The organism is Nitrosomonas sp. Is24, from assembly GCF_033063335.1.
Taxonomy (GTDB): Bacteria; Pseudomonadota; Gammaproteobacteria; order Burkholderiales; family Nitrosomonadaceae; genus Nitrosomonas.
Window position 1 is genome coordinate 1,085,001 of the sequence record NZ_JAWJZG010000001.1, and the last position, 2,500, is coordinate 1,087,500.

The 2,500-nt window shown below is 44.2% G+C and carries 2 protein-coding genes (both only partly in view); both read left to right on the forward strand.

Going from position 1 to position 2,500, the window contains the following annotated elements; translation table 11 throughout:
* Window positions 1-2,253: the 3' portion of a BREX-1 system adenine-specific DNA-methyltransferase PglX gene (gene pglX / locus R2103_RS04820; RefSeq protein ID WP_317530379.1), read on the forward strand. It extends 1,500 nt beyond the left edge of the window; 2,253 of the gene's 3,753 nt are visible here — the last part of the coding sequence; the start codon falls outside the window, past its left edge; its stop codon occupies window positions 2,251-2,253.
* 81 nt (window positions 2,254-2,334) lie between these two features.
* On the forward strand, window positions 2,335-2,500 hold the 5' portion of the coding sequence (locus R2103_RS04825; protein WP_317530380.1) for a DUF4433 domain-containing protein. Its footprint extends 479 nt past the window's final position; only the first 166 of its 645 coding nucleotides appear in the window; the start codon lies at window positions 2,335-2,337; its stop codon lies beyond the right edge, outside the window.

Here is a 2,500-nt window from a genome sequence, read left to right on the forward strand (position 1 = left end):
TTAACCATCGAATACGACGTGGCCACGGCGAACCCACCCTATACGGACAGTGGAGATTTTGGTCCAGAACTGAAGACATTCATTGAAAATAATTATAAGAAACCACACAAATTTCACACGAATCTTTATGCCGCCTTTATCAAGCGTTGCCATGACTTAACAGTTATGGATGGCAAGGTTGCGATGATCCATCCACATACATTTATGTTTATTAAATCGTTCGAAGGCGTACGTAAATTCCTTATCGATAAATGCCACATTGATGCGATGGTGGATTTTGGCTTGGATCGAGTAAATCTCTTTGGCCCCGGCATCCTATTAGATGCTACTTTCTATGTGCTCGGCAAAGGTCAGAATGACAAGGATGGATTGTATTTTAATCTCACGACAAATCTTCAGGAAAAATTTAAAAAAGGTAAATTCCTTGAGGCTCTTGATGATTGTGTTGCACGTGTTCCAAATGACCGTGTTTATTCCCTTGAGCAAGCTAAGCTAAAGATCATTGAATCATGGCCTTTCATTTATTGGATCTCTGATGATTTTCGATCAAAATTTGAAGAAAAAACAATTGGAGAAGCGGCAGATGTCGCCCTCGGGCTTAAAACAGCAAATAACAATAAATACCTACGGTTTTATTGGGAAGTTGAAAGCGATAACATCTCTCAACAACTGGGCGACAACAAGAAATGGATTGTTTACCTAAAAGGCGGAGCCTTTAATAAATGGGTAGGTAATGAGTGGTTACTTGTTGAATGGGAAAATAATGGACAAAGGATAAAGAATCAGAAGAACTCGCAGCAAATAGAAAAGGGCCTTGGCTTTAAGGCTGGGGTGACCCTGTCAACAAGATCCGTAAAAGGTATTTGTGGACGTGGATTTGTGGAAGATAGATTGTTTGATATGGCTGCGAGTGCGATTATTTATCGTAGCGCAGACGAGGGCCTATATTGGTTAGCATACTCTAACTCAAAACTCTTCAATTATGTTCTTAACTGTCTTAATCCAACAGTAAACAAACAACCAGAAGATTTAAGGCGGTTACCTGCAAAAGTTTCTGTGGAGTGTGATCAGAATACTTCATCGTGCGTCTCGATTAAAAAATACCTTGAGAAAGCAAATTTCCTCAGTCTTCATTTTGATGGCTCACCCCTGATCAAGTGTGCAAATCAACAAGATTTTCGAGGACGAGTAAAGGCATTCTTTAATCTGGAAAATTATCTCATTACTCAAGTCCTCATAAATGAGGCGATAATCAACAATAAAATATTTAAGATATACGACCTAACCGAACATGACAAAGCTATGGTTTTAACTCAAGAGGGTCATAGCATCGGTGGTTTTCCGGTTTCTCCAGAAGCTCGAGATGCTTATTTGACGGAGACCGGAGCGGCTACAAAATTTCCATTGGATGGTGTCCGTGATTTTATCACGGCACTTCCGGAAAAAGAGTTTAGTGCCGAAGTGTCTGATACAATTGGAAGAGAATTCCAAAACTTATACCAGAACAACAACGATCTGGAAGAGTTCTGCATCCGCCATCAGGTCAATCCGATCAATGTCTGGTACTGGTTCAAGCAAAGCAATGTGATACCGCAGCAGCGGATGCACACGCTGGCTATGGAATTTCTGGCGGATATGGTCAGGGAGATCCTCATGGAGGATGAAGACGGCATTATCCCATTGGTGCCGAATGCCGGTGAAAAAGTGCTGCTAGACCGCATCGAGGAAATGTTCCGTGAAAAAGGCTTCAGCTCAGCACAGCATTCCAGCTTCGACACGGTGCTTGGCCGCCCGATCCATGAGTACCTGAACAACTATTTCTTTGCGGAACTGTCCGACCACCTGAACCTGTTCATGTATCTGCCCAAGACGCCGTTCATCTGGCATCTCTCCAGCGGTCCCGAGCAAGGCTTCGACTGCTACATCATCATCTACAAGTGGAGTCGTGACAAGCTGATGCGCCTGCGCTCGGTCTATATCGAGCATCGGGAACGATCTCTGGTCAACCGCCAGAGCGACCTTTCAGGCAACGAAAGCGCCGATGCCCAGAACGAAAAAGACCGCATCTTCAGGCAGCTCAAAGAGATCGAAGCCTTCAAGGCCAAGATTGATGAGCTGTTGTCCGAAGGCTACAACCCGATCCTTGATGACGGCGTCGGCAAAAACATCGCTCCCCTGCAGAAAAAGGGATTGATCCCTTACGAGGTACTCAATGCAGGCCAACTCAAAAAGTACCTTAAAGCGGACTGGTAAAGGGAGGAGTTAGAATGCAGGAGTTAGAAGTTTGAATGGACTACAGAACACACGGAATACACAGAAAAGGAGGTCTTTGGAATGAGCAATAACATCCCAGCAAATCCAAAGATTTTTCATATCGCGCATGTGAACAGGCTGGCATCGATTGTCAGTCAAGGCTGTTTGTGGAGTGATGCGGCCGTTCAGGGCGCTCAATTACCGGGAACAACCATTGGAATGAGCACTATTAAAGCCAGGAGATTGG